Annotated in this window: 15 protein-coding genes, 5 pseudogenes and 2 CRISPR repeat arrays; of the genes and pseudogenes, 3 read left to right on the top strand and 17 right to left on the bottom strand. The window is 49.5% G+C overall.

The annotated features are described in order from the left end of the window. Window positions 1–141: 141 nt before the first annotated feature. Window positions 142–453, bottom strand: coding sequence for a hypothetical protein (locus ACVX3G_RS00800; RefSeq protein ID WP_014194814.1), 312 nt, complete (start codon window positions 451–453; stop codon window positions 142–144). 212 nt (window positions 454–665) lie between these two features. On the opposite strand from ACVX3G_RS00800, the gene ACVX3G_RS00805 reads away from it, so the two are divergent. From ACVX3G_RS00805 to ACVX3G_RS00815, 3 genes are all read left to right on the top strand, one after another. Beyond that, the gene (locus tag ACVX3G_RS00805) at window positions 666–1,190 is read left to right on the top strand and encodes a hypothetical protein (protein ID WP_014194813.1); all 525 of its coding nucleotides are present in this window, start codon (window positions 666–668) and stop codon (window positions 1,188–1,190) included. Further along, window positions 1,150–1,803: a PspA/IM30 family protein gene (locus ACVX3G_RS00810; RefSeq protein ID WP_014194812.1), complete on the top strand. Its 654-nt coding sequence runs from the start codon at window positions 1,150–1,152 to the stop codon at window positions 1,801–1,803. Before ACVX3G_RS00805 ends, ACVX3G_RS00810 begins: the two co-directional genes overlap by 41 nt. Before the next feature lie 199 nt (window positions 1,804–2,002). Continuing rightward, window positions 2,003–3,235: an MFS transporter gene (locus ACVX3G_RS00815; protein WP_014194810.1), complete on the top strand. Its 1,233-nt coding sequence runs from the start codon at window positions 2,003–2,005 to the stop codon at window positions 3,233–3,235. A gap of 82 nt (window positions 3,236–3,317) precedes the next feature. On the opposite strand, the pseudogene ACVX3G_RS00820 reads toward ACVX3G_RS00815, so the two are convergent. The 16 genes and pseudogenes from ACVX3G_RS00820 to ACVX3G_RS00895 all read right to left on the bottom strand — a co-directional run. Then, window positions 3,318–3,794, bottom strand: a pseudogene (locus ACVX3G_RS00820) (P1 family peptidase); the annotation flags it as partial. A gap of 268 nt (window positions 3,795–4,062) precedes the next feature. Beyond that, a pseudogene (locus ACVX3G_RS00825) lies at window positions 4,063–4,640 on the bottom strand (P1 family peptidase); the annotation flags it as partial. A gap of 109 nt (window positions 4,641–4,749) precedes the next feature. Continuing rightward, window positions 4,750–5,004: a hypothetical protein gene (locus ACVX3G_RS00830; protein WP_156773240.1), complete on the bottom strand. Its 255-nt coding sequence runs from the start codon at window positions 5,002–5,004 to the stop codon at window positions 4,750–4,752. Between the two features lie 72 nt (window positions 5,005–5,076). Beyond that, window positions 5,077–7,311: direct repeats of the CRISPR family, unit length 30 nt; unit sequence GTTTCAATCCCTCATAGGTACGATAAAAAC. 429 nt (window positions 7,312–7,740) lie between these two features. Then, window positions 7,741–7,824: pseudogene (locus tag ACVX3G_RS00835) on the bottom strand (hypothetical protein); the annotation flags it as partial. 32 nt (window positions 7,825–7,856) lie between these two features. Then, window positions 7,857–8,741 (bottom strand): Rpn family recombination-promoting nuclease/putative transposase, encoded by an 885-nt coding sequence (locus ACVX3G_RS00840; RefSeq protein ID WP_020279792.1) that lies wholly within the window; start codon window positions 8,739–8,741, stop codon window positions 7,857–7,859. Between the two features lie 209 nt (window positions 8,742–8,950). Next, window positions 8,951–9,088, bottom strand: a pseudogene (locus ACVX3G_RS00845) (IS701 family transposase); the annotation flags it as partial. A gap of 218 nt (window positions 9,089–9,306) precedes the next feature. After that, the gene (gene cmr6, locus ACVX3G_RS00850; RefSeq protein WP_020279790.1) at window positions 9,307–10,449 is read right to left on the bottom strand and encodes a type III-B CRISPR module RAMP protein Cmr6; all 1,143 of its coding nucleotides are present in this window, start codon (window positions 10,447–10,449) and stop codon (window positions 9,307–9,309) included. A gap of 12 nt (window positions 10,450–10,461) precedes the next feature. Further along, window positions 10,462–10,866, bottom strand: a complete 405-nt coding sequence (gene cmr5 / locus ACVX3G_RS00855) for a type III-B CRISPR module-associated protein Cmr5 (RefSeq protein ID WP_025039256.1) — start codon at window positions 10,864–10,866, stop codon at window positions 10,462–10,464. A gap of 14 nt (window positions 10,867–10,880) precedes the next feature. Then, window positions 10,881–11,768, bottom strand: a complete 888-nt coding sequence (cmr4, locus tag ACVX3G_RS00860; RefSeq protein ID WP_025039255.1) for a type III-B CRISPR module RAMP protein Cmr4 — start codon at window positions 11,766–11,768, stop codon at window positions 10,881–10,883. Further along, complete coding sequence (locus ACVX3G_RS00865; protein ID WP_025039254.1) at window positions 11,768–12,898, bottom strand: type III-B CRISPR module-associated Cmr3 family protein; 1,131 nt, start codon at window positions 12,896–12,898, stop codon at window positions 11,768–11,770. The genes cmr4 and ACVX3G_RS00865 overlap by 1 nt, the downstream gene beginning before the upstream one ends. Next, window positions 12,895–14,535 carry a type III-B CRISPR-associated protein Cas10/Cmr2 gene (gene cas10, locus ACVX3G_RS00870; protein WP_020279860.1) on the bottom strand — a complete coding sequence of 547 codons (1,641 nt, stop codon included), beginning with the start codon at window positions 14,533–14,535 and terminating at the stop codon, window positions 12,895–12,897. Before cas10 ends, ACVX3G_RS00865 begins: the two co-directional genes overlap by 4 nt. Next, a complete protein-coding gene (locus ACVX3G_RS00875) occupies window positions 14,532–15,440 on the bottom strand; it encodes an RAMP superfamily CRISPR-associated protein (protein ID WP_020279859.1) in 909 nt (302 codons plus the stop codon). Before ACVX3G_RS00875 ends, cas10 begins: the two co-directional genes overlap by 4 nt. 10 nt (window positions 15,441–15,450) lie before the next feature. After that, window positions 15,451–16,782 (bottom strand): TIGR02221 family CRISPR-associated protein, encoded by a 1,332-nt coding sequence (gene csx2 / locus ACVX3G_RS00880; protein ID WP_240432163.1) that lies wholly within the window; start codon window positions 16,780–16,782, stop codon window positions 15,451–15,453. Next, window positions 16,779–17,978: a putative CRISPR-associated protein gene (locus tag ACVX3G_RS00885; protein ID WP_025039251.1), complete on the bottom strand. Its 1,200-nt coding sequence runs from the start codon at window positions 17,976–17,978 to the stop codon at window positions 16,779–16,781. The genes csx2 and ACVX3G_RS00885 overlap by 4 nt, the downstream gene beginning before the upstream one ends. Before the next feature lie 383 nt (window positions 17,979–18,361). Then, window positions 18,362–19,501, bottom strand: a pseudogene (locus ACVX3G_RS00890) (RNA-guided endonuclease InsQ/TnpB family protein). After that, on the bottom strand, window positions 19,479–20,102 hold the full coding sequence (locus tag ACVX3G_RS00895) for an IS607 family transposase (protein ID WP_025039250.1): 624 nt from the start codon (window positions 20,100–20,102) through the stop codon (window positions 19,479–19,481). The pseudogene ACVX3G_RS00890 and the gene ACVX3G_RS00895 overlap by 23 nt, the downstream one beginning before the upstream one ends. A gap of 482 nt (window positions 20,103–20,584) precedes the next feature. Then, a CRISPR array of direct repeats spans window positions 20,585–21,601; the repeat unit is 30 nt; unit sequence GTTTCAATCCCTCATAGGTACGATAAAAAC. Window positions 21,602–21,989: the final 388 nt, after the last annotated feature.

Raw genomic sequence — 21,989 nt, forward strand, 5'->3', positions numbered from 1 at the left:
CTAACGATGGTCAAAAAAGATTGCCATCGCTAGTCGTGTTGGCCAAAACGTTATTCTGAAAAGCGAGATAAAAAATCCTTTAGCCTAGTCGATAAAAAATCGGGAAAGATTTTAGAAACATACGGTGAAATTATACAGCCCCTAGAACAAGTTGCAACAAAAACACGCATTCACGATGGCATTGACATAGGGCATGACCAAGTCTCCGACATCTCGGATTTCGATGGGAAACAGGCGGATGATGATGACAGAGATCGCGATGATGAGGAACAAACCGATTAGAGCGCCACCCAACCGCGCATGCGGATTCCATCGAATTCTCGCCAAGCCGACGATCAACGAGCCGATGGCGAATCCGAGAAACGAGCCGTACGCATAATATCCGACATCAAACGTCGGAAACAAAAAGGAAAACAAGAACACAAAACAAAGCGCCGCCAACATCAAGCCCATACGACCGAACCACGTCTTCCCCTCCTTCGTCCCCACAATGTCAGAAAAAACAGATGCCCGTCAAAATCATCGTCCATCTCGCGGCGGATCCCCTATTCATGATATACTCAAAAATCCTTCAAAAAAATGTTCGCTTTTCACCTAATTTTCTCCTTCCCCCTCTACAATACAAACCGTAAGCCAGTCCACTGCCGAAAAAAGGAGGTGACGATGTGAAAAAGGCACAAACGTTCCTATTCATCGCGCTCGCTGCTCTCGTTGGATGGAGCGCGTTTCATGTTCTGACGCCGCATGAAGTGATGGCGCACGGCCGTCCGGGCGTTCCATTTGCCGGCGTGCACGATGGATTCGGACATCACCATCGAGAGTTCGGCATGGGATCGCGCGAAGGCTGGATGATGGCAGGTTTGTTCATGTGGTGGCTCATTCCGTTTTTGCTCGTGGGCGCGGGGGCGATATGGCTCGCCGCGGCGCGGTCGAAGCGCTGGATCGGTTGGGCGCTTGTCGCTTTAGGCGTTGCTGCGATCTTGCCGAAATGGGTGCTGATCTTGCTGGCGCTGGCCGCCGTGTACACCTTAGGGCGCCGTCAAGCGCGAAAAACGGCAATTGCCGAAGCATGGGCGCCAGCACTGCCGTCCGTTCCCGTCGATTGGTTGGATGAATGGGAAAAAACAATACAAAAGGAGGCCAAACAACATGGGCATTTTTCGCCGGATCAAAACGATTATTCTCGCTGAGGCGAATGAACAAATTGACCGCTGGGAAGACCCCGTTGCCATGACGAAACAATATTTGCGCCAGCTTGAGCAACAACTCGAACAAGGCCGCCAAGCGCTCGCCCAACAATGGGTCGCCGAGCGGCGCTATGAGACGCTCATCGCCCAAGCCGAAGCGACCATTGAGAAACGAAGCCGCCAAGCGAAACTGGCGCTCGAGCGCAACGAAGAATCGGTCGCCAAACTGGCGCTGCGTGATAAACTGTTGTACGAGAAAAAGCTGGAGGCGTACAAACAACAATACGACGCCATCAAAGCGAAAACAGTTGAGGTCGCCAATCGCTTGAACCAACTACGCGAACGGTACGACGGACTCGCCGCCAAGCAGCTCGAGCTCGCGGCGCGGGTGAACGCCGCTCAAGCGTTGAAACAAATCGACACGGCGCTCGCTTCGTTTTCCGCCGATGAGGCGCTGCGCGGCTTCGCCCGCATGGAAGAGCGCGTCATCGCCTTAGAAGCCGAAGCGGCCGCCGCCCGGTTCGGTACGAATGCTGCGTTGTCCCCCGTGCCATTTGATGAAGAAGTCGAACGTGAGTTAGCCAAGTGGAAAGAAGCCCAAGCCAATAACGCCTAATCCCCTCCCCCTTTGACATAGATGACCCCCTTGCCGGGCAGGCAAGGGGGATGGTGTTTGTTCAGGGAAATGACACCGCTCCCCACCGTCGCACGGCCTGACTCTCGCTTTCCCCCGTTCGGAAGCAAAATCGTTTCCTTTGTTTTTCCATCGTGGTAAAATCATTAGAGAAACGAAATAATACAGGAGATGACCTCCTATGAACTGGAAGCGAAGCGTCCGCGTTCTTTGGCTGTGCAATTTCATGGTTTCTGCCGGGATGACGATGGTCATTCCCTTTTTGTCGCTCTTTTTATGGCAAATGGGCGTCACTGAGCACCACGCCTTGAGCATCTGGACAGGACTTGTGTTTTCCGTCACGTTCCTATCAGCCGCTGTCATGGCGCCGATTTGGGGGGTATTCGCCGATAAGTACGGCCAGCGCGCCAACCTCATCCGCGCGGGGATCGGCATGGGCTTGATCACCGGATGCATGGCGTTCGCCGCCTCACCGATGGCGCTGCTTGCTCTCCGATTTCTTGTCGGCTTTTTCTCTGGATTTATCACTGTCTCGTTTTCATACTTGGCCCGCGTTGTGCCGAGAGACCATAGCGGCGAGGCGCTCGGGACGCTGCAGACGGGAAGCATCGCCGGCAACATCATCGGGCCGCTCATCGGCGGCGCCTTATCCGACCTGTTCGGCTTCCGCCCGGTGTTTCTCGTGACCGGGCTTTGCATTTTACTGACGCTCTTGCCGGTCATTTTTTGGCTCGAAAAAGATCCCGTCGTGCCGCAGACAAAAGAAAACAAGGCCAGCTTCAAAGAAGTATTCAGACACCGGCCGCTCATCGTCTTATTTATCGCCACGTTTCTCGTGCAAATTGCGGTTCTTGGCGTCAACTCGATGATGACGATTTTTGTCCAATCGCTCATCGGCCATTCTAGCAATCTCGCCTTTCTATCCGGCCTCGCCTCGTCGATCACCGGCATCGCGACGATCATCGGCGCACCGTACTTAGGGAAACTCGGCGACCGAATCGGGCAGGAGAAAACATTACCGATACTGCTTGTGCTGTCCGGCTTGTTCGCCTTGCCGCAAGTATGGACGGACAACATTTATGAGCTGTACGTGTGGCGCTTCTTGCAAGGGCTTGTTGTTGGCGGCGTATGGCCGTCTATTCAAGCGCTCATCAACGCGCAAAGCCCGCGCCGCATTCAAGGGCGGGTGTTCGGCGTCACGGCAAGCAGCCGCTTCCTCGGCAACTTGACTGGCCCGACCGCCGCAGGCGCGATCGCAGGGTTCTTTTCCATTTCCTCCATTTTCGTCTTATCTGGTCTCTTGTTGATCGCCACCGGCGCATTGGTCGGGTATGCGACGCATGACCGTGCATGGCGCGAGGAAATGAAAGAGAAGATCGCCGCTTGGACACATCGTCTCCATAGTCGGTACTGACAACCACAGCGGCAAGAGGCGCGGCAGAAAAAACGAAACGGCCCGAAGAACCATTCCTTTCGGGCCGTTTCCTCTCATCGTTTCATTTCTCCGTCCATTTGATCCATCGAAGCAACGAATACGGAATCGCTTCCCCGACGCGTCCATTTCGCCCGGTCGTCGTCTCCGCCATCGTCAATGAATTCCAAATCGCTTCCTCTGTCGCCTCAACAGCCGCCTGAAACAACTCGTTCATGAGCGGCGCATCATCGCGGACAAGCGGCGGCAGCGCCTGATGCGCTGAATCCACAAAATGCGGAACCGTGTATGCCGTCGAAAAGGCGATGACGATGTCGCCGCTGCCATGATGAACGTGGCTTCCCGTCCGCGCCAGCCCCACCGCCGCCCGCTTCGCCAGCCGCTTCAACTGCCGCGCATCAAGCGGCGCATCGGTCGCGACGATCATCATAATCGAACCAGCCGGCACATCCCGTTCATCAAACGACGGCGGCACATACGGCACAAACCGCAGCTCTTCACGCCGCCCGAAATTGCTCACGACCAGCGCCCCGACCGTATATCTGTTTATTGCAAAATTAAAGTGCAGAGATGTGCAAAATTTCTATGCAAATGGTTATGCAGAGGGGCTTTACATGGAGGGGTAGCCATGATAACCTGTTTGGGTTTGCCAAATCTGTTACAGCTGGCCGCTTGGCAAAAGAATCATGGCTGCAGAGGCTCCATGTCAAGCCCTTAATAGCGAGAATTCAGATTGAATTTTTATGCGGTATAAACGAATTTATATACTGCAATACTCTGCACTTTTTTCTTGCAAAAAACACGTATATCCCCTGCTCACGACCCGCGACGAGCTGCCAACGCCCCCTTTCCAACCGAAACACATCATCCCCGTTCCTGCCCCGACCTCTCCTTCTTCCATCTCCACCCGCGCCGCGGCAATCGCCTCTTTCGCATGCTCCTTCGTCACCGAAAGCGCCCGCGCCGTATTCAAATAGCTGTCATTGCATTCCCCGACGACAATGTTGGCCGACCCGGTCGTATCTCCGATCTCCGGCGTCATCGCAAGCATATACTCAAGCGTCCCTTGCCAGACAGCGCCGACACTGAACGTATTGGTCAGCATAATCGGCGACTCGATCAACCCAAGTTCCTCGACCTGCACCAACCCGACCGTTTTCCCAAAACCGTTCAAAACAAAACAAGCCGCGGGCACCTTCTCCAAAAACCAGTTGCCCCCATGCGGCAACACCGCCGTCACCCCAGTGCGGATCACTGTCCGCTCATTCATATCTTCCCGAATCGTCACATGACCGACCCGCACCCCAGGCACATCGGTGACTTGATTGCGCTCCCCTGTCGGAAGCGTGCCGATGGAAAAACCAAGATCGCGAAGTTTGCGGCGCATCCATCCCACCCCTGTCGCTTTTCTCCGCCTTCTTTCAAACCGTCCAACGCCAACGCAGCATGTCCGCCGACACGACGGTGAACGAGAAAGAAGCGTGATTGTTCCCATGTCAAGTATATCGCATCGGACTGAGGAAATGCAGCAGCGGCAAAGAAAGGCGGTGAACAACCATGCCTGGTGGATCAATGGGGCCATACAAAAAAAGCAGATGCCAAAACGTTCTCCATGTGCGAAACAAAAAAGCGGCTTCCTGCAAAGCAAGCGGCGCAAGAATGAGCAGCCGAAGCAAAACGAAGCGGTCGATCGGGGAAGTGCAGCCATCCGGTTTCTTCAAACGGAAGACGTTCATACGATGGCGTGACATTGAAGAGGGTTTCGCCTCTTATAGGCGCGACAAAAACTGGGCGGAAACGCGTGGAGAAAGCGGCCGACTCCGGTTTCAATCCCTCGTAGGTACGATAAAAACCATTGATAACAGCCAAAATATTATAAAGGTCAAACGGGTTTCAATCCCTCATAGGTACGATAAAAACGACAAATTTCCGAGACACAGCGAAGGAGCTAAAGGTGTTTCAATCCCTCATAGGTACGATAAAAACATGAACTTGATTGACCATATCGAAAATCTCGAGCGTTTCAATCCCTCATAGGTACGATAAAAACACGTTTTGCAATTTCCTTCACCTCTATTTCTAGAGAGTTTCAATCCCTCATAGGTACGATAAAAACAATCGCTAGTTTCTTACTTGCAAGCCCGTTTGTCACGTTTCAATCCCTCATAGGTACGATAAAAACGAATCTTGGCTGGTTTTCGGCTTCGAAGCCGGACAAGAGTTTCAATCCCTCATAGGTACGATAAAAACTGAAAGCCAAAACAGGTTTGTTTACGGGCATCTCGTCCGTGTTTCAATCCCTCATAGGTACGATAAAAACCTTATCCAGTTCGACCGCCTCGTTGATCGCAATATCTTGTTTCAATCCCTCATAGGTACGATAAAAACCGGAGATGGAGCTATATTAGGGGGATATTGAAAAATTTGTTTCAATCCCTCATAGGTACGATAAAAACGTGTAGCATTGTACGACTTTCCGGAACCAACAAAACCCGGTTTCAATCCCTCATAGGTACGATAAAAACGGGGCGACCTCAAAAAGACACTTAAAGTGGTTGAGGGTTTCAATCCCTCATAGGTACGATAAAAACGCCAAAACGAATCTACAGAACAAGGAGTGACTGAAGTTTCAATCCCTCATAGGTACGATAAAAACTTTCTCACAGCGTTAGTAATCACGCCAACCTTTGAGTTTCAATCCCTCATAGGTACGATAAAAACTTCCTCGAGCTTTTGCAATATCTGCTGATTTTCAGTTTCAATCCCTCATAGGTACGATAAAAACTCGATAAATTTAATAAGTTAACTGCGGCCAGAGCGATCAGTTTCAATCCCTCATAGGTACGATAAAAACTAGTACCGCTGTTTCTCTTCGGTACGAAGGGTTTCATAGAGTTTCAATCCCTCATAGGTACGATAAAAACGAAAGCGAACGTCAAGAAACATTGACAGACGCTTAGTTTCAATCCCTCATAGGTACGATAAAAACAGAAAAACAGCCTTTCTTGTTGAATGGGTAGACGGTGTTTCAATCCCTCATAGGTACGATAAAAACGGGAATTAGTTTTAAAAAATTGGTTGAGTTGTTTGGTGTTTCAATCCCTCATAGGTACGATAAAAACTTTCGTGCAGTACAATGACGTCGTCCATATATCGAATGGTTTCAATCCCTCATAGGTACGATAAAAACTATGCTTGCAGCGTGCCAGCACACGCTTGGGGAAATAGGTTTCAATCCCTCATAGGTACGATAAAAACTTTGTTGCTTCTGCGCCACTTTTTCGAGCTGGGAAACGGTTTCAATCCCTCATAGGTACGATAAAAACATCGCTCGATGATCGCAACCGAGTTTTTGAGATTGGTTTCAATCCCTCATAGGTACGATAAAAACGAAAAGATGTTTACAAATCACCAAATGATGATATAAGTTTCAATCCCTCATAGGTACGATAAAAACGTATTCCACTGATGTTGTCGTAGCCATAGCGAGCCTGTTTCAATCCCTCATAGGTACGATAAAAACATGTGCTGAATGTGCTGACACGCATCCGGAACGAGATGCGTTTCAATCCCTCATAGGTACGATAAAAACTGGGCAATAGTTTCACCAACGCTTTCGCCTCGGCCTCGGCGTTTCAATCCCTCATAGGTACGATAAAAACGTAGTTCCGGCTGTTGTTTTCACTACAAGCGTGGAGTTTCAATCCCTCATAGGTACGATAAAAACGCTCCGGCGTCAGCTGATATGTCCGTACCGTTGTGTGTTTCAATCCCTCATAGGTACGATAAAAACTCGGCTTCACTGTACCGAGTCAGCTGTTTCAGCGAGTTTCAATCCCTCATAGGTACGATAAAAACTGGCGATGTTTTCTGCTTTGTCCTCGATCGCTTCTTGGTTTCAATCCCTCATAGGTACGATAAAAACCTTTTTCGTGCTTCGTGTGGGCGAAACTTCCCCCGTCGTTTCAATCCCTCATAGGTACGATAAAAACTCGACTTGCTGTTTATACTTCTCAACATCTTCGCGAGTTTCAATCCCTCATAGGTACGATAAAAACCCCAAAAAGGCTTGTTCCATCAAGCTTTTCGGTTTGGAGCTATTTTCAGCATAGCACGTTTCAAAAATTCTGTCAATGACTTTCAATCGTGATGGCTGTAGGCTTGGAGCGTCAAAAACCATTGTCGTCGATCCCCCGGGTTTTTTGCATGATTGGAGGTCGACGACAATGCAAAGGCGGGTTGACTTCTTCGGCTGTTCGATCTTTTCCGCCGGCAGCCCGGTCAGTTCGTGGATCGTGTCGATATCCTACCCTTTCATCAACATTTCCTTCGCGATGTCGGGTTTCCCTTCCTCGATCCTTTTTGGCGTCCTTGTTCAATCCCATGCTTCATTCCCTGCTTGATCCTTGTCCGATTTCGCCGAAACTGCTCTCGTTTGATTGACGCTCCGAAGGCTTCACTTCCCGTGCAACTCACGGTACCAGTCGCTATGCAGGATATCTCGAAAGATTGATACTGTCGTTTCGATCTCTGTCAAGTTCAATTCCACAATCATCACATCGAAATACCCTCGTTAGATGGCCACCTCTTGTGTTTGATTTCCCTACTCTCTAAGCAATCCCCGAACATCTTCCTCTGAAAGATCCACCAACCGAGCAATGTCTTCCACCGTCATTCCTTTGCGTGCCATGTTACGAATCAGCTGTTTCATTCCTTGTTTCATTCCCTGTTTCATTCCTTGTTTGATGCCTTCTTCCAACCCTTGTTTCCTTCCCTTTTGCTCATAGGAAATGATCAGCTCCAACACGTTCTCTTTTTCTTTCGTTTCCATCGCCCTCACCTCTCTTTGGAGTTGTTGCTCTTCCTCCTCCGACAACTTCACATACGTTTCAAAAAAACCCAAGAGCAGCCGCTGCCTCGCTTCATCCAGCTCCAATCGCACCAACATGCGCAAAAACTCTTTTTTCAACTCGACTTTCTCACTTTCAGTATACCCCATTTTGCCAAGGAGGGCAGCCGCGATCGGATTGTCATGCCGGATGTAGTCCCGCCAATGTTTCTTGCGCAACTCCACCGGGAAAAAGCGGAACTGCAGCACCTCGCCAAAGGGAAACTCGATCGAAAACACGGACGGCTCCTCGCGGAGGGCATCATGGCTGAAGACGGCGATCGGAACGATGCGGGTGCGGTATTTTTCAAACAGACGGCTGAAATAGACAAACATGCGCTCTGGAAACGATGGCTGCACGTAGCTTTGATTCTCCACATGAACGATGATCAGCCCATCTTCTCCTTTCAGCTTCGTCTCGACCAACAGATCGACGCGGTACTTTTCTCCTGCGGTCACATCAGTGAACAGTTCTTCGGACAAAAAGGACAAATGGCGGAAATCGATATGCTCGTGGATGTCGGGGAAAAAGAGAAGGAGAAACTCTTCGAAGAACGTTTGGATCAGTTCTTTGAACAGCCGGTCATGGTCAATGGCCATTCCATCACCCCTCTTTGAACATGTTCAACATATCGATTCGCGGGCAAGAGGCAAAAATCCTGCATGGAAGATAGAAAAAATGGAGAGCTAGGATGTACATCAGCACATTGTGTCAGAATCCTGCCTTCAAATTAGTAGATGTGCATTTTTAAGAGAGGCAAACAAGGGGCCCCTTAGTCGGCATGAGGCTGGTTTTTGATTGCATCATCGAGAACGGTCAACGTTCCGGAAAATCCCTTGGTGATCAAGGCGGCGACGAGACGAACGTGATGCTTCAAAACCGAAAAGGTGAACCCCAATGTTATGAAAAACTTGTGAGCTCCTTGATAACGTGCTTATCCATTCATGAGACATGAACCTGTAGGAATGGTTGGCACATTGATTCTAACCAAGGAGTCCGGTTCATGTCTCCTTTTTTGTTTGGTTGCAAATTTATTACAGTTCATTTGCTCATCTAGAGAAATGATCTATCCATAAAAGAAAACAGGTTCTATTGAAGTTCGAAATCTTGTCGTCGATCCCCCGGATTTGGACACAATGGGGGTCGACGACAACTGGGATGGTGTCATTCGTCATTTAGCAGCTGTTGAAGCTTGTCAATTTTTTGCTTTTGTTTTTTGCTGATGCCTTTTCCCCATTCGCCGATGCGTTGCCAATACGCCTGCAAGGCAAGGGCGGCTTGTTTGTTTCGCTGCTCAAGGACTTGCTGGTACAGCACGTCTTTGCTTCGCTGCTTATCCGCTTCGCTGTCGGCGAGCCGTTCAATTTCGGCCACCAACCGTTCTTCGGGGGAGAGAAGAGCCAGCCTTGCTCGTTCTTCTTCCTCGCGTCTCTTTCGCTCCACCATTTCCTGCTCGATTTTTCGACGCTCAAGACGGGCGCGCTCTTTTTGCACCATTGGGAGGAATTCGGTTTCCGTCACGTCGTCCACTTCAGAAAATCGACCGTAGCCTGACGATGTTTTCGAACCGATCCCCCATTCCATCAACGCCTGTTTTGTGTATAACGATGCTGCCTCCAACAAACGGGCGGTTTTTTCATCGTCTCGAAAGCCATAGGCCGTTAAATAAATGTCTGCCTCTGCAGCCATGACCGTCCAAAACGAAACGGGAACAGGTTTTTGATTATCTGTCGCAGCGTTTTTTCCCTCATAATACTCCTTCATATGTACAGCGAGCACATCCTTTTCCAACCGCAATCCATCGATGAGAAAGATGTCGTAAAACTGCACCTGTCCTTTATTGCCTTGCGTCCCAAAAATCGCGCGTCCGTCTTCATGCTCGCCGAGCCGTTTCTCGTCCCCTTCGCAATACGCCTCGATAAACCAATGGCGCACAAGGCCTTTCAGACTGGAGGCAGGAATGTAAGGAAGACCGTACACGGGGTGGATCGTCAATGACGTCTCGCGAACATGCCCCGCGCCCAGTCCGTGGACAATTCGGCCAGAGAGGCGGGCTTTCAGCTTCTTGACTCCCCCTGTTTGCGCCCATTCCACCATGGCCTGTTCTCGCTGCGCCCGCAGCTGCTCGCCAACCTCTTTCAGCTCTGGGAGAATCGGGGCGGATTTCAACTGTTTCGAAGGTTCCCACACTTTTTTACGGTCATTCCACCGATGCTCAATAAAATAATGGAGATGGTACGCCAAATGCCCGATCGATTTATTGGCCTTTTGCACGACTTCTAGGGTGTCCTTTGGATGAAAAAGCATGCCCTCCCCTCCTTACTCTGCCGCCTTTGCATCGTCTTTCGCCATCCCGTCGGCAAACTTGCGCATCCAATCTAACAGCGCCATGGCTTCCATCGTCCATAACCGGTAATCAGCGCTCGATAAGTTGACGACAGCCTCGACGAGTTCTTGGTTTGCCGATGAAAATTGATCCGGAAACTGTTCCCTCATCCATTTTGCGAGGGATTGATAAATCGCCTTGTATTCCTTCCCTTTTTGAAAACAAAACGCCAATGCTTGTCCGAGACCGTTGACTTGAATTAAGGACGGCATTTTTTTGACGTAAGAACGATAGTTTTCGAAGCTTCCTCTCAATCGTTCTTTTGCCTGTTTCACTTCTTGAAACGCAAATGCGGCTCTCCCGTTCTCAATCCCCACACGCTTCACGTTTGTTTCCATGGCTTCTCCTCCGTTCACACCCAAATCGTTCTCATCATTCCGCGACCTAATGTACTGTTCCCGCCAAGCTGAAAGACGGATGGAAATTTGTTTTCATTCAGAAAGTACCGTTCAATATCCGCAGCCTTCGCAAGACCGTCTATTCCGTCTCCCCGTACATCACCAATGTAGAGGAAACTGTAAAAAACCGTTTCTGGCGGAACATTTTCCTCATACCAGAGCGCACCGTTGTCAACGGTCCCTGTCTCCGGTGAAATGCGAATGCGCGCGTTAATTTCGGTCGACAATTTGACGAAATCCGTGAAATCGTCATCGGAGAGAACAACGAGTCGATCTACAAGACGCAGGCGGCAATGCTCCCCAAGGAGGGCGGCAAGTTGTTCCGCCAGCTGTTTCGCTTCAGAAGAGACGGTGACCGAAAACGCATACTCCTCCAACACAATGCGTCCATTGACCGCCATCAACCGGTCGGAACTGACCGTGTTCGGTGCGGGCATCGGAAGAAGTTGAACTTCTTTCCCGATCGATTGCTGATGAACGCTCATCTCTTGATTCCACCGCTCAATCACAAACGGGCACGTAATCCAAGCAAATACGCCGCGAAGCGATTTAACCGGAAACAGCAAAACACGTGCATCACTCAGAGCAATGGCGCTCGCTTGTGTGACGCTTTCCTGTCCTTTGTCCGCGCCGAAAATCAGTTCAAGCTTCTTCCTATCTTCAGGAAGCGACTGTGTCATGTGATACCGAAGCGCGCCTTTGAGCGAGGAGCTTTCGATTTTTGGAAATCCTGTATGCTTCTCCCGCTGGATAGGCAAGTCGACAAACCCGATCTCGCTCCCACTCCCCGCATGGACAGACGTAATGGCATGCATAAGAAAAGGCCGTACGATCGAATACATTACAACTCCTCCTCGCTTTCTTTTGCACTCGTGATCACCGCAAACCCAAACCCTTCCTCTGCCCCTTCATCAGTGAAATGAACACCGTCAAGGGCAGAAAAGACATGGGGCAAATCATCATCCCGCTCGATCTTCACGTAAATGACAGAACCCGCTGGAACCATCCATTTTCGCGGTTTTGGACGATGTCGGACGATGTCCCATCCTCCGTACAACTCCGGTCGTCCGATGGAAGCGGCAAGCCATGTCACCACCGCTCCGTTCGGCCATGTCCACCGATCACCGTCCATCGCAATCGGACGAGAGCCGTTGGCGAAAATCGCAGGGGACAAAAAGATAATCTTTGCCAGCCTCGTCCGCTCGATGTCTTGTTCAATCCTCTTTTTCTCGTCCGGATTCCATATACGAAGCATTTCCGGCTGCTGGCGGACAGACCACGGCCGGTTTTCCCCGCCGATCCGAGCCCACTTGACATCAGAGAAATCCGGTCCATCACCGACGAAAGCGACAAGGGACGCCCCGTCTACAAAACGCCCTTTCGCCACCCGGTATAAAAGCCCCTTTTGGGCTGTTCGGCTGGACGTGTCGAGTTGAATTCCCACCTTATCTTCCCAAGCGATGAACGATGACAATGAACAAAGGGAAGAGATTGGCTTATTCTCCAGAAGCGCCTGCTTCCATTCCTCCATCGGGACGTAATAGTGCTGTGGACTTTTCGTTTTGTCACGCCGTGAAGAAGCAAGTCGCCACATTGAAGAAGATGACGAAAGCTTCCGGTCTCGGACAAGCTGCAATGGATACGCTTTGAGCGATTTTTCCTCCTCTATGACTTGATAATCAAAGGGCAGGGGAAAGAACAAGACGTCTTCTTTCGCCAGCGTGCAATAATGGAGACAGAACTGCCCCCGCTCTGTCGGGGTGCCCATCCATCTCCTCACCTGTTCATCACTGCCCCTCGCAAAGTCGTCAAACGTGCTGTACGCATAAATGTACGCCGCCCGCAGCGCGCCGTAAATCGTATTCGGGCGCGGAGGGAATATCGACTCCATCACCGTCGCCTCCCCCGCTTGCGTCGCATGATGGTTTTTAAAGAAAAACGTGTCTACCGGTGTCAAGACTAATTTTGTCATTGCCCGTTCCCCTCGCTCCGTTTGAAAAAGGTCAATATCTTTAACAGATACAAAAAGTCATAGCCGCTGCGAACCGCTTCATGCAAAGACAAAAGAACTTGCGCGTGATTGGCGATCTCTTGGACGCTCAGATGGCTTCCCTCTTTTACAGACCGCTTAAGCAAACGCCGAAGCTCTGTCGCGAGCATGTCGCCATTCTCCCATTTAGGACAGTGCCGCTCATGCAGCAGCGGGGCAAACGCGGAAGCGAAATGAAAAATAAAGTTCGGCGACAGGGATGTTTTCAACAGATGAATCCATTGATCCAATAATTGTGAAACCTTCTCTCCCCCAATCATCCATGGGAGAACCGCTTCCGAAATCTCACCAGAGCGGGTGTGAAGCGCTAAAGCAAGGGCGTCCTTTTGCTGCCCCGTCTTGTCGTTGGAATACTGTTTCGCCTTTTTCTCCAACGCTCTGACAGCGTTAAGAACGAGATGGAGCGGCGACTTTTTGTGAGCGATGACCACGCCAAACGAGGCGGTCGCTCCATGACCTAATCCTTTCCATTCATCGCCAAACGCCAATCGGAGCTCCTCCGCCGCTTTCAGCACCGTCTCGGTCGGCAAGAAGGCGAGAACATCATCGCCTCCTGCATAAACAAGCTTGCCGTGGCATTGTTCTTCGACAATTTGAGGAACGACTTCTTTCGCAAATCGCGCCAACTTTTTACTCGTTTCGCTATACTCCTCTTTCCGCTCCCCGGAGAACCATTTCCCCATGTTGTCCCCATCCATCATGAGCACAGCGTAATAATCGCCCGCTCCGATCTCGAGGACAGACGGAAACGACAAAAACGAGGCGCCAAACAACTTGGAAAAATAATCGCGGGCGGCCCGTTTTCCTAAACAAATGCCGCATAAAAATTCATTGTCTTGAATCCGTCCCGCGCGGCGGTCATCTTCTTCGCCCCCAGCTCCTTGAAATTCCGCCGCCCGCCGCTTCCAAAGGTGGAGCGTTTTCCGCTTGATCTCACCGTAATGATCCGTTTCCTTCATCTCGGCAAGCCGCAACGCCTCCCTTTCCTTGCAGACGGAGCAAACAAGGCCGGATTGGGAAACAGGAATGTAATGCTTCTCATTTTTCAGCGCCCCCAACCGCCGTTCGGCGCGTTCACGCACGGTCCGGAACGAAGCGGACGGCTCATACGGTTCAGCGACCCAGTACACTTCTAAAAACGACTGCACTTGTTGTTCCACCATCATCTCCAGCCATTCATACTCTTCAGCAGTGAGATGTGGAAACACGCGTCGAATGGCTTGAAAGCAGAAGTCCAGAAACACTTGGCGAACATTGTCCTCCACTTCGCGCAGCCAGCCGCCAACCTTTTCTTCTGTTCCCTTCATCACCACCGTCACGCGGTTCGGGATCGAAGCAATGCGAAAATCCCGCGCAGATGGCGACCGCAACTCCTCCCTTGTGACGAGCGGGTATACGACTTCACAGTTGGCGTCCAATTGGTAAAACTGTTTGATCGCCTCTCGCACCAAGTGGGACAAAATATAACTTCCGCTCCAAAAATCTTCCGTTTTGCGGGCTGAAGCGATAAACGACTGCACAGGCCCGACCGTAAAAATGACGATATAGCGATTGGTCATATCCTCACCCCAACGATCTCTAAAAACCGGTTTCGATCCCGCTCATAGCGCGGCTCGCTGTAGCGCGAGCCGCCGCTTCTCACTTCCGTCACAATCGGGTGGTACCGATTCCCAATTTTTCTCACCGTGCACCATAATGGCGAAGAAAGCTTTTTGCTTCCTTGCACAAAACCGAGATTTCCATAGCGGTTCGCTTCATGCGACGCTTTTCCAAACGCCCTTGTCACTTCCGCGGCGCTTTCTTTCCCCTCCCCAATCCACACTGCGGACAACACAGGGTGCAGCGTCCGAATGTCCTCGCGGCGCGCCACGAGGCAGCCGTCCTCCGCAAAGGAAAACGCCTCCGCCACTCCGATGTGCTCAAGCACCGTACGCAAACTTTTGGCGTATTCCCCAACGTTATTCCACTGATGCCCCGTCCATTGCACAGCTCCGAACCCGCGGCGCGACCGCTGCCCGAATCCCGCCAGGTGAAGCATATACTGAAAGTGCCATTCATACGCCGGAAGCAGCTGCTCATGCCGCTTCCGCACCGAAAGCGTCACCGTCACCTCCCCACCGGCAGGAAGGGCGGGGACAGGCACAGGAGATGTGCGGTGCGGCAACATGTTTTCCCGTTTCGTTCCTTCCATCACGCCCGCCATGGATAAATGAACGGGGGATTGCTGCTTCGTCTCTCGCGTGCCGCCAAACCATTCTTCTTCTTTGGCAAGCAAATCGCGGTGGTTCGTCTCGCTTTGCAACGTCCGCCACCAGTACCGCCATACCCCGCGCAGCGACGGAATGCGAAACTCCGCCTTTGCCTTCGGATCAAACCCGTGAATGGCGGCCGGCGTCAACAGAACAAGCTGATACGGCGACTGAACAATGGCAGACGCTTCGTTCCATTTCAAACGTTCCATCATCCGCTCTCCTTTACGTTTGCATCGACTTTGCCAACATCGACATTTTCTCAAAGAATGTAAAAAGTTCCTTAAATGTCGTCTCGGCATCCGGCCAAAATTTTTCCGCTTTTAACGGCTGCGGGCGCGCCCCAGCGTGATTGATATCGTTGCGCCGCTCCTTCACCAAGCCAAACGGTTCCAAGTCGTTCCGATAAGGAGACAAGGCGTTGACCATTTGTTCGACCCGCTCCATAGAACGAACACGCCATTGGTCCTTCGGAATATTGCGCAACAAAATTTGAATGGCAGAATGAACGTCGCTCCGAATCCCCTCATTTCGCGGGTCGAACCCAAACACCCGGCAAATGGCCGTCACCCCGTTTTCCTCCAACATCGTCAACGCCGATTGAATAAGACCGTGATCCAGGCACCAACGTACAACTTTCCAGCTGTTCATAATCGGGTCATCATCAAACATCGCGTACTTTTTCTCCATGGCATCCAGCAACGGAACGAGCGGTTTGATCGCTTCCGTCGGCGACGAACGAACACGGTCGAGCTGCTGGCGAAATTTCTGCACTTCCTCATCGATTTGCAGGCTTCTGCACGTGCGGATCGCTTTCTCCGTCTGATCGAGCTGTTCCGTCAACTTGTTTAACCCCGCCACCTCCTTCCGCATCTCTTGGCTCGAAGACGGATTGCGGAACACTTCACTGTTTTCCTTCTTGGTCAGCGCCCGAATGATGGAAGCATCTCCGGTGCGTAAAAATTGGTCGACCCCGTTCGTCCAATCGAGCAACCCCGCCATGCCCGTCAAATTGACAATCGGCGCCAACCGCCGTTCTGGAGGCAGCTGTTTGACATCGGCTGGACGCCCAAGCATTTCAAACCAGCCGTAAACGATCGCGCCAATGTCCGCTTTTTTCACAAAGCGGGCGTAGTTCAACACGATGAGCGCGACAAACGGGATGGAACGGAAACTGTGGGTGATGTCAAAATAAATCGTATCCCCTTCCCGAATTTCATTCAGAATGCAGTCAAACAACCGCCAATTGGCCTGTTCATCCTGACGGCTTTCCATTTCCACGAGCTTCACATTCGCCTCAGGGGCGATGCGCTGAAAAGCGGTGGTCAAGCCCTCCAGCCGCTCCTCCCCTTTCAAGCGGTCTTGCCCATTCCGCTCCCGCGCCTCTTTCGTCGCAAACACCACCACATCCATCGGCCCATCCCCGCGAAACAACTCATACACCGCTGTCTGGATAAAACGCGTATAAGAAGACACGTTGCCCTCGTATGTGTAATAACAATATTCATAATCGCTCAATCCGAGAAATGACAACAGTACTTTTCTTCCCACGCTCATCTCTCCATTCCCACCAACCGTCTCGTCATATCGACAAACGGCGAATTATCTTCATAAATCCCTTTCCCTTTCGACGCTTCCCGCTCATAACGATTATGGTCGAGCCATAAATAGTTGGCGTACAGCCGATCTTCCCGCTCATCATACCGGTAGGCAAGGCGAAACGCTGTTTGCCCGTTGCTGGCTCCTTTGTACAAGTGATATTTCACTTTGCGCCCATCGATCGTTTTGAAGGCTTTTTCATGATGCAACACCGCAACGTCGCCCTCTTTATGCTTCAGCTTCTTCGCCAGCTCCCGCATCTGCTGGTGCACAAACAACGACTGATGGTGATTATGCCGAAGTAGATCGGCGACTTGTTTCGATACAAGGTACGTTGTCGCAAACAAATGTTTATATTTTTCATTCTCAAGCAAAAATTGCCCAAACGCGCTTAAATACACCAACTCCTCTTCTTGATGAAACAAAAATGGATACTGAAGAACACATTGTTTTTCATGGTAGGAAAGCGAATCCACGCTGACCATATCTTTCTGGCATTTCCGCAACAAGTCGAAATGCTCATGGACAAACTGCTCGTCAATATGTATGGGCACAGGAGGAATCTCATGCAACACTTGGCCGTCCTCATGCATATAAGCCGTCGGGTAGTGCAGAAACGCCCCGACGATGTAGCCCAACGATGTCATCACTTTATACCCGCCAATCGGCGCAAAACAAGTTGTTGACGGTTCCCCGTGGGAGAGAGCATCCGCCACCTTCCACATGTATTCCCCCAATGTCTCTTGCATCCGTCTTGGATGATTCACATCCACATCCACGTACATGACGCGAACATTTGCCGCAAAGTCTTCCTCAAGCAATCTCGTCAACACGGCTTCCACAATCCGTCCTCCCACCGTGTCTGTCGCAATGAGGACAACCGTCGGCCTCTCCGCCAATTTCCCTTGTCGACGAAGTTCATAAATCATCGAATACTCCGCCGACACACGGTTGGGATCCCGGGCGGCCTCATGAGCAAACTGCCTGGCATGACGAATCCATTCGTCAATTTTTCGTTGTTTTTCCTCATTGATGTTGGCCGCGCTCAACCAAGGACGAATCTCCCCCATGATTTCATCCCGATTCATCGAGAAAACGTTCCTGTTTCCTGTCAACAGCGACACACCACACGTTACAACAATATGCTGGTACAACCGCCCTTCCCCTCCATATTTCTTTCATCTTGGGAAAATATAGCTATGTTTATATCAATTATATCCTATTTTTCAAGTATAGAGGGAGATATTTTTCAACAATTCCAAACATTTTACCGCTGAAGAGACGGGTGAAAAACGAATTTTCCACCCAACTCCGCGAAGGCGAATGGAAAATAACAAGGCCCCTCGAAAGTAAAAGAGCGTCTCTTCCAGCTGGTTTTTCCGCTGCTCCCGTTACGCAAAACTTACAAAACTCTACAAGAGACTTGCAGAAGTTTTCGTTTGCTTCCTTGTTCATCGCGTCCGATTTCGCCGAAGCTACTCTCGTTTGGTTGACGCTCCGAAGGCTTCACTTCCCGTGTAACTCACGGTACCCGTCACTATGCAGGATATCTCGAAAGATTGATGCTTGCATTTAAATCTCTGTCCATTTCAAGTCCACAAGCCTCACATCGAAATACCCGTTCTGACAGCTTGAATGATTGTTTTACATCCCCGCATGAACTGCACGTTTTCGATGATGGATGCCATCTGTCGGCTTCCACCCATTCGATCCCATGCCATTCACATTTGTGTTTGATTTTTTGTTTCAGCATGTACAAACGTTGTTGTTGAATGGCTTTGGATAGATGACGGTTTTTCATCATCCCCTGAATGTTTAAATCTTCCATTACCATACGAGAAGGCTTGGTTCTCACCAACTCGTTGACGACTTTGTTTTCGTAGTCCACGCGTTTATGTTCCAATCGAATCCGCATCTTCTGCATCTGTCTCTCGAGTTTTGCAATGTTGCGTGTTTTGACGTAACGGACTGCACCACCTTTCTCTTGAATTTTATTCATTTCATACTTTCTTGAGCATTGGCGTTGCAACCGACGCAAACGCTTTTCTAGTTTTTTGATTTCTTTCGTTTTGTTTATGTTTTGGAATGCCCGACCGTCTGAACAAACGGCCAGATTTTGTATTCCCACATCAATTCCTAGCGTATGGCTGTTTAATGCGATAGGCGGCTTTTGGATATCATATCCTACGGATACATACCAATGCACACCGTCAAACGTGATCCGAGGGTTTTTATACTTTGTATTCGTTGGAATTTTTCCTCATTCGGATAGGCGCACCCAGCCGACTTTTTCGAGATATACATGCGTATCGCGAAACTTGATTTTGGCTGTGTCGTGATAGAAGGACGGTTTGCTTCTCTTTTTGCTTTTAAACCTCGGCTTTCTTGCTTGCCCCTTAAAGAACTTCTTGTATGCCTCGCAAGCATCCTTAATGGCTTGTTTGGTGATGTTGTTGGAATACTGATATAGCCATTGATAATTTGGATCGTTTTGTTTTAAAGCCGTCAGCCTTTTTCGCAACTCCCCATCCTTGATGAATGTGCCGCCCTTTTTGTAGTTGGCTTCTTGTTGTTCAAGCGCCCAATTGTATGCCCAACGAGCCACACCAGCGGAGCCAAATAATGCGGTCTTTTGCTTGTTGTTTGGCTCTAGCCTAACTTTGATGGACCGAATCATCCTCAAGCCACTCCCTTATCATCTTCTTGACTCGGTTGGCTCTTTTCCCTTGAAGTTTACAACTGAAAACGGTAATAATTTGGACTAAATCCTCGACCAGCTCTTGTTCTTCTGTTTTTTCTGTTTGGTCAATGATTTCAATTTCTGTCCCATAACGTTGACAGATTTGTTCAATCAGTTCAAACCCAAAACGAACGAATCGGTCTTTATACAAAACAACAATTTTTTCCACTTCATGATTACAAACCATGTCGATTAGGCGGCTTAATCCCTTTTTCGTGTAGTTGATTCCACTTCCAATATCTTCGATGATTTCAAACGAATACCCTTTTGCAATCATATACGTGCGTACTGCTTCAACTTGCCGTTCCAACTCATCTTTTTGTTTCCGACTCGATACTCGACAATAACCAACGACTTTTTTAGGAGGAGTTGCCTTTTTGATCCCAAGTATTTGATGAAGCTGTTCTTCTGAATAATAGCGAAATCCTGACGGTGCAACATAAGCAGGCTTTAAAACATTATTTTTATCCCAATTTCGCAAAGTTTGCTGACTTTTTCCGATAAGTTTTGCAAATTCGCCAATACTATAATACTTCACAACAATCAACTCCCTACATAAATAACACCATAAAATTTATTATTTTTGTAGAGAGTTTTATAAAAAATTATAGAAATTTATTAACTGTTTCACCCCCCTCTTAAGGAGTGACACAAAACAACGTCGGAGGACGAAACACAAAAAAAGAATCCCCTGCTCAAAAGGGATTCCCTCGATCGAAAGATGCCGCCGACATAAATCGCCGCCATCTTATTTTTTCTCCCGCCTCTTGGAAAGGCAACCTGTGAGACTAGAAATGCCTTTGCCCAACTTAGAATGCTGTGCTGCCTGTTCCGCAGGCGCCCATCCGTTGCGCACAACGCTTCATCTCCGCAAACGAAGCACATGAGAGATGTGGTCTAAACTAACTCTGCGATAACAACGAGCCCCCCATCACACCTGCGCGCGAAGATGGAGAGGGTTCAGTTCCTTGTGGATACGATAAAAACATCATAGATTGGCTTGACCGCCGCAAGCGAAAAGTTTCAATCCCTCATAAGTACGATAAAAACCGTATGCGTGTTCGTCGACACATCGGGATCTGTTTCGTTTCAATCCCTCATAGGTACGATAAAAACTCCGAGAGTTTAGGGAAACTACCGTTGAAGATGTACGTTTCAATCCCTCATAGGTACGATAAAAACCTCATTTTTTGCTGGTGATCGATCTCAACGATGTGAGTTTCAATCCCTCATAGGTACGATAAAAACGGTGCGCCTCAATTCGCGGATCACCGCACATCATGGTTTCAATCCCTCATAGGTACGATAAAAACGGTTTGGGATGCCGTCAACATCACCAAACGCATTGTTTCAATCCCTCATAGGTACGATAAAAACACTTTCGCTTCGATGTCATGCATCATAGCATCATGGTTTCAATCCCTCATAGGTACGATAAAAACGTGTTACAGTCATAACAAACCATCGGAAATTCTTGTGTTTCAATCCCTCATAGGTACGATAAAAACTACAAAAGGGTGCGCTTCTGCCACTCGTCGAGGAGGTTTCAATCCCTCATAGGTACGATAAAAACAAAATTCTCCTTACCATACTTTCTTATAGCCTGGCAGTTTCAATCCCTCATAGGTACGATAAAAACTTTGTGAGTTCATCGAATTTCTCCGGTCCCGCTTCAAGTTTCAATCCCTCATAGGTACGATAAAAACTAAAATCACCTGTACTATTCGCTGTTGCGATTCCGCGTTTCAATCCCTCATAGGTACGATAAAAACTGTTTCTTCCGATCCCTTTTTGATTTTTGGTTCAATGTTTCAATCCCTCATAGGTACGATAAAAACGTCATTGAGATGATCGATGCGAGGTTAGGACATGAGGTTTCAATCCCTCATAGGTACGATAAAAACTTCAAATTTTAGCCCGTATGGCGTTTTTCTTGCGAGGGGTTTCAATCCCTCATAGGTACGATAAAAACGCAGCCCTCAATCGCGGGCTGTTTGATGAACAGATGTTTCAATCCCTCATAGGTACGATAAAAACCTCCACCTCCCTCTAGAAATGTTGATTTATCAAGGCTTTTCGGCCCCTCAGGGGTGTCCAAAAAATATTTTTCGACAAAATCCCTTACATCCTTTTTCAGTTTTGTGGATATCTTACAGACCTAGGGTGCGCTTCGCGGCCACGGCTGGGGATATTTTCCTTCCGTGGGGAGAAGCGTATTCGATGCACCCTTTGGATCTCCGCGTCGCTGATGAGGACGAACCCTCCCATGTCTCCGGGCGTCTTCGCGCCAACATTCCCTCGTTCGGTCTCGTCATCAGGCGGAGGCCGGCCAAGCTCCTTTGGGGACTCAAGGTCGAATGGATGAAATCACGCCAGCTTCTCCGGTGTCATCCTGTTGTCCAACGATTCTTCCGTTCGCAGGGGG

The sequence above is a fragment of the Geobacillus sp. PLS 41 genome (assembly GCF_056494105.1).

Bases quoted from the DNA above. Each gene is read 5' to 3' on its own strand.
- ACVX3G_RS00800 (WP_014194814.1), bottom strand. From the start codon at position 453: ATGGGCTTGATGTTGGCGGCGCTTTGTTTTGTGTTCTTGTTTTCCTTT.
- ACVX3G_RS00810 (WP_014194812.1), top strand. From the start codon at position 1,150: ATGGGCATTTTTCGCCGGATCAAAACGATTATTCTCGCTGAGGCGAAT.
- ACVX3G_RS00815 (WP_014194810.1), top strand. From the start codon at position 2,003: ATGAACTGGAAGCGAAGCGTCCGCGTTCTTTGGCTGTGCAATTTCATG.
- ACVX3G_RS00830 (WP_156773240.1), bottom strand. From the start codon at position 5,004: ATGTCACGCCATCGTATGAACGTCTTCCGTTTGAAGAAACCGGATGGC.
- ACVX3G_RS00840 (WP_020279792.1), bottom strand. From the start codon at position 8,741: ATGGCCATTGACCATGACCGGCTGTTCAAAGAACTGATCCAAACGTTC.
- cmr6 (WP_020279790.1), bottom strand. From the start codon at position 10,449: ATGCTTTTTCATCCAAAGGACACCCTAGAAGTCGTGCAAAAGGCCAAT.
- cmr5 (WP_025039256.1), bottom strand. From the start codon at position 10,866: ATGGAAACAAACGTGAAGCGTGTGGGGATTGAGAACGGGAGAGCCGCA.
- cmr4 (WP_025039255.1), bottom strand. From the start codon at position 11,768: ATGTATTCGATCGTACGGCCTTTTCTTATGCATGCCATTACGTCTGTC.
- ACVX3G_RS00865 (WP_025039254.1), bottom strand. From the start codon at position 12,898: ATGACAAAATTAGTCTTGACACCGGTAGACACGTTTTTCTTTAAAAAC.
- cas10 (WP_020279860.1), bottom strand. From the start codon at position 14,535: ATGACCAATCGCTATATCGTCATTTTTACGGTCGGGCCTGTGCAGTCG.
- ACVX3G_RS00875 (WP_020279859.1), bottom strand. From the start codon at position 15,440: ATGATGGAACGTTTGAAATGGAACGAAGCGTCTGCCATTGTTCAGTCG.
- csx2 (WP_240432163.1), bottom strand. From the start codon at position 16,782: ATGAGCGTGGGAAGAAAAGTACTGTTGTCATTTCTCGGATTGAGCGAT.